The organism is Vibrio genomosp. F10 str. 9ZD137 (assembly GCF_049974785.1).
In the GTDB taxonomy this organism is placed as follows: domain Bacteria; phylum Pseudomonadota; class Gammaproteobacteria; order Enterobacterales; family Vibrionaceae; genus Vibrio.
This window is the reverse complement of record NZ_JBNGCJ010000612.1, coordinates 1-4,076: the sequence shown is the minus strand read 5'-3', so window position 1 is coordinate 4,076 and position 4,076 is coordinate 1. Positions and strand designations below refer to the sequence as shown.

The 4,076-nt window shown below is 42.4% G+C and carries 5 protein-coding genes; 1 reads left to right on the top strand and 4 read right to left on the bottom strand.

The window, feature by feature from the left end; all coding sequences use genetic code 11:
* Positions 1-139: 139 nt before the first annotated feature.
* From ACP45E_RS14880 to ACP45E_RS14870, 3 genes are all read right to left on the bottom strand, one after another.
* The gene (locus tag ACP45E_RS14880) at positions 140-862 is read right to left on the bottom strand and encodes an SDR family NAD(P)-dependent oxidoreductase (RefSeq protein ID WP_017037245.1); all 723 of its coding nucleotides are present in this window, start codon (positions 860-862) and stop codon (positions 140-142) included.
* Positions 855-1,571: a hypothetical protein gene (locus tag ACP45E_RS14875; protein WP_017037244.1), complete on the bottom strand. Its 717-nt coding sequence runs from the start codon at positions 1,569-1,571 to the stop codon at positions 855-857. Before ACP45E_RS14875 ends, ACP45E_RS14880 begins: the two co-directional genes overlap by 8 nt.
* Before the next feature lie 314 nt (positions 1,572-1,885).
* Positions 1,886-2,539, bottom strand: coding sequence for a hypothetical protein (locus ACP45E_RS14870; protein WP_017037243.1), 654 nt, complete (start codon positions 2,537-2,539; stop codon positions 1,886-1,888).
* Between the two features lie 215 nt (positions 2,540-2,754).
* On the opposite strand from ACP45E_RS14870, the gene ACP45E_RS14865 reads away from it, so the two are divergent.
* Complete coding sequence (locus tag ACP45E_RS14865; RefSeq protein WP_017037242.1) at positions 2,755-3,306, top strand: TetR/AcrR family transcriptional regulator; 552 nt, start codon at positions 2,755-2,757, stop codon at positions 3,304-3,306.
* Between the two features lie 190 nt (positions 3,307-3,496).
* Here the strand turns inward: ACP45E_RS14865 and ACP45E_RS14860 are convergent.
* Positions 3,497-4,076: tripartite tricarboxylate transporter permease (locus ACP45E_RS14860; protein WP_198927730.1), on the bottom strand; the 580-nt coding region annotated here is incomplete at its 5' end.

The following is a 4,076-nucleotide window of genomic DNA, read 5'->3' as shown; positions in this document are numbered from 1 at the left end:
TGTGGGTAACGCTGGAACAAAAAAGTCACCTATTGAAACGCCAGCCAAGATTGGAATCGCTTTCTCTTTCGCGCCATTGTTACTGATCCAGGTTAACACTCGCTGAGCAATGGAAGATTTTCTTTTCATCGTATCTTCCTTATTCTTTTAACATGATGTTTTCGATAAGATTTGGAAACAACGCGCGTAACTTCATTACGAGTTTAATCTTACCGATGTGAATTTCTTTTTTCCCTTTTTCCGCGCCCTCAAAAACTTCCAGCGCCGCTTGAGCTGGTGAAATTTTCCCTTTGCCACGCCCCTGTGTCATCTCGGTATCCACCAAGGGTAAGATGGCTTCACACACTTTAATACCGCTGTTGTGCCGCTTAATTTGACCATTAAAAGACTTACAAAATGTCCTCAGTCCGGCTTTGTTCGCGCAGTAAATCGGTGAGCTTTGTTTAGGCGCAATCGCTAACCCCGACGTTGCAAAAACCCAGGTGCCAGTTGCACGCTGAACATTGTCAAACAGGAGGCGCGTAAGCAAGATTGGCGCGGTAAAGTTAATCATCGTCTCATCTTCAATGCTAATGGCTTCATCAGTGCCAACAAATAGATCTCTAGCCTGTTGTACGCCTGCATTGTGAATCACCAAGGACAGCGGCTCACCATTTAAAGCCTGAGCAAATTGTTCAATGCTTTGGGCCGATTTTAAATTACATTTGTACCAACGTACTTCCGGGTATGCCTTTTTACAGCTGACAACGCTTTTTTCCGAACTCCCTGTTGCGATCACTGTGTAGCCGTGATTCAAATATTGTTTGACTAAAGCTTGACCGATGCCTCGCGTTCCGCCAGTAATTAACACCGTTTTATACATGATTTGATTCCTTGATCATTGAAAAATCCACCGTACGATCGAAAATTGCACGACCTAAATATTCCACGTATTTGCCACGAAGGTTTCTATCTCTAGGCTCTAGCAACCCGACTATTTTTGTTAGCTTGGGTGCATCACCTTCAAAGTAATATTCAGTCGAACCAAACAATAAGCGCCAAAACCATTTTTCTGGTGTAACTCTCACGACCTTAAACTCACCTTCATCGCGCATAGTTAACTTCACCTCAGTGTGGGCCTGAACTTTAAGGACGGTATAGTCGAAATAAAGAACGTTCCCTGCTGATAATTCATCCCAATGATGAACAATTTCAAACGGAATACTTAACAAAGTACACGGGCGTTTTGTAAAGTTTAATGTTTTACTTTTCTGTTTATATTCAGTCTTTTGACTACTTAAATCTGCTCGACCTTGCTTTGCGGATATGGCCAATGACCCCGATTCATTCAGGTGAGGCTGGTGCATTTCAACTTTTTTCAGACCTTGTTTTGGGCACCAAACAACGGTTTCTTTCGCAATGTAGGGAGAGGTTAACCCTAGCCAGATCCGATTCGCTTCAAATGTGCCATTTTCTTTTGCCTCTACAGAGAGTTTGTATTCGAACATGGCTCGTTCGCTTTGATGTTTTTGGTCAAATACCTTTGCTTTTGACGCAATGCTTGTTTGGCTATTTACTCTACTCAAAATCATGTCCTCGTTAGCTTGTCTAGTTCCTAAGATAACCAGAAGACATCGTGATCTATTGAATATTTACGCCAAATTGAGTTTTAGCAGACGGCAATATTGCTCACGCGGTCTGATGGCGTTTTGGGATGATGTTTTGTGAAGGAGAAGCCGGGTTAGCGTGCGGGAAGTGAGGTAAAGAGACGTTGAAAGGAAGCACAACCCCGAGGCGTTTTTTAGTTGTTCAGCTGTTCGCCATAACTATTCGCCATAACTATCTGTCACAACTATCTGTCATAACTATGCGTCATGGTATCTTCCTTTATGGTTGTCGTTGGCCTTTAGCTCGTCAGTGTTGGGCGGTAGGGCTCTTCTCTTACCCCATGAGACAGCACCAACTTCATGATAAAAATAGGGGCTATCCACTCAAGTCCTTCAGGGGCTGGCATCAATTGACTAAGGATGATGGAATGCATCACAACAAACAAAGCGATAGGGCGGTGCAGGTACATAGGCAGCCAGTGAATGATCACAATAGAGATCATCATAACGGCATACCAAATAAACGCATACGACCACGCGATGTCGAAACACAAAGGTATCGCAAATAATTGTAAGTGAGTCGCTGGAAATAGAAACTTGCTGCCGACGAGTTGACCAACCCAATTGACCTCGATCTTTTGATCCGTGTGAAGAAATCGCTTCATTGATCCTAACGAATTGGTGAGGACACCTCCAATCATATCCAAGGTTAAGAAACTGGCGACAACCAGCTGTAATACGCTCCAATCGAGTGCTTTCCAAGAGAAAAAATACAAAACGATAGGGGCAATGAAAGTGGCATAGTGCGCAATGGCGGTTTCTGCTTTCGTTGCCCCATAACCTGTCGTGAAATTGAATTGTCCGGTACATTCCCAGTTGATCGGGGTGTTTTGTCGCGTAGTTTGATTTTTTGATGTTGTTTTTGACTCATTTATCGGCGCAGGTTCTGACATTGTGATTCCCTTAATACAGCCATTGAAAAATCGCTGAAGTATGTGAATAAGATATTTTTTGGTCCAGTTGGTCTAAAAAATAATAGCGAACGCATTAAGGTATTGTCAATGATTTTATCGTCCGATCGGTCTACCATTTATTTTTATCGACCAGTGGACTTTTAAAGGTGAAGTGAATAGAGTCCAATTGAACATTTTAAAAGGGTAATAATTGAATGCCAAAAGTGGTGGATCGTGATGCTTACCGCAAGGAGCTTGCATCTAAAGCGGTTGAGATTTTTTCTGAACATGGATTTAATGGTCTGGGTATGCGAGGTATCGCTGATGCTTTAGGCGTCTCTAAGAGTGCGCTTTATCACTACTTTTCAAGTAAAGAAGCGTTGTTTGCAGCGTGTACTGAGTTAGTGCTAGAGCCGCATACACTTTATGGTATCGAAGAGGGTAGCCCTTTACCTGAAAACAAACAACAAGCCATTATTCAGCTGATTACTGCGCTTGATAGCCGCTTTAAAGGTGAAATGACGGTGCTGTTGGATTACGTAAAAAATCGAGACAGTCAAGATATCGCCAATGATCATTTGTTAAAAATGGCAGATACCAAATTTCTCGCAGAACTGAGCAAACTTGTCGGGGAGGTGAATGCCACTCAAGCTTATGCGCTGATATTAGGGGGGTTAATGACCCGCTTGTTGAATGGAAATCAGACTAAGTTAGAAGAGATTGCAGGATGGATCTTAAACTTGCCTTGTGGTGTCACTGAGAAATAACCACGGCTTTTTGTTTTTCTGATTTCAATTGATGTTAAAGAGTGTTCATCTCATTTCGGCTAAAAAAGGGGGGGAGACAGTGTTTTTAACTGTCCCCCCTTTTTACTTTATATTTTCGTCACTGGCTGAATTTTCCTTTCTATAGCCGCCCTTACTGAGGTTCCTCATCAGTTGGGTGTTTTTACTAAGACTAGGTCATCGTTTTGTCTTGCTGTTTCTTCTTCATTTTCAATGTTGAATACACTGAAAAAATAGCAAGGAGGATGAATGCGAGTGCAATTGGTCTTTCGTATAGGAATGACCAACTGTTATCGTACATCAATAGAGATTTGCGTAGGTTGGTTTCAGCCATTGGGCCTAAGATTATCGCTAATAGAATTGGAGATGAAGGTATCTCTAGCTTGCCTAGCACAAATGCCAGTAATCCAAACGCAATCGCTATGCCTACATCAAACATCGAATTATTGATGGCATAAGCACCAATTACCGATAAGAAGATAATAATAGGAATCATCATTATTTTCGGTACTTCAATGATACGGCAGAAAAATCGAATACCCAGTAGGCCAATGATCAACATAACAGCGTTGGCAACCAGCATAGAGCTGAATATGCCATAGACAATTTCAGGGTTTTGTGTGAACAGTAAAGGCCCTGGCGTTAAACCTTGAACTATGAGTGCACCCAGTAATACAGCGGTGACGGCGTCACCTGGGACACCCAAGGTTAATAACGGTACTAATGAGCCACCCGTTACCCCATTGTTGCCG

Excerpts from the sequence above, each read along its gene's own strand:
- ACP45E_RS14870 (WP_017037243.1), bottom strand. The coding sequence starts at position 2,539 with ATGTCAGAACCTGCGCCGATAAATGAGTCAAAAACAACATCAAAAAAT.
- ACP45E_RS14880 (WP_017037245.1), bottom strand. The coding sequence starts at position 862 with ATGTATAAAACGGTGTTAATTACTGGCGGAACGCGAGGCATCGGTCAA.
- ACP45E_RS14875 (WP_017037244.1), bottom strand. The coding sequence starts at position 1,571 with ATGATTTTGAGTAGAGTAAATAGCCAAACAAGCATTGCGTCAAAAGCA.
- ACP45E_RS14865 (WP_017037242.1), top strand. The coding sequence starts at position 2,755 with ATGCCAAAAGTGGTGGATCGTGATGCTTACCGCAAGGAGCTTGCATCT.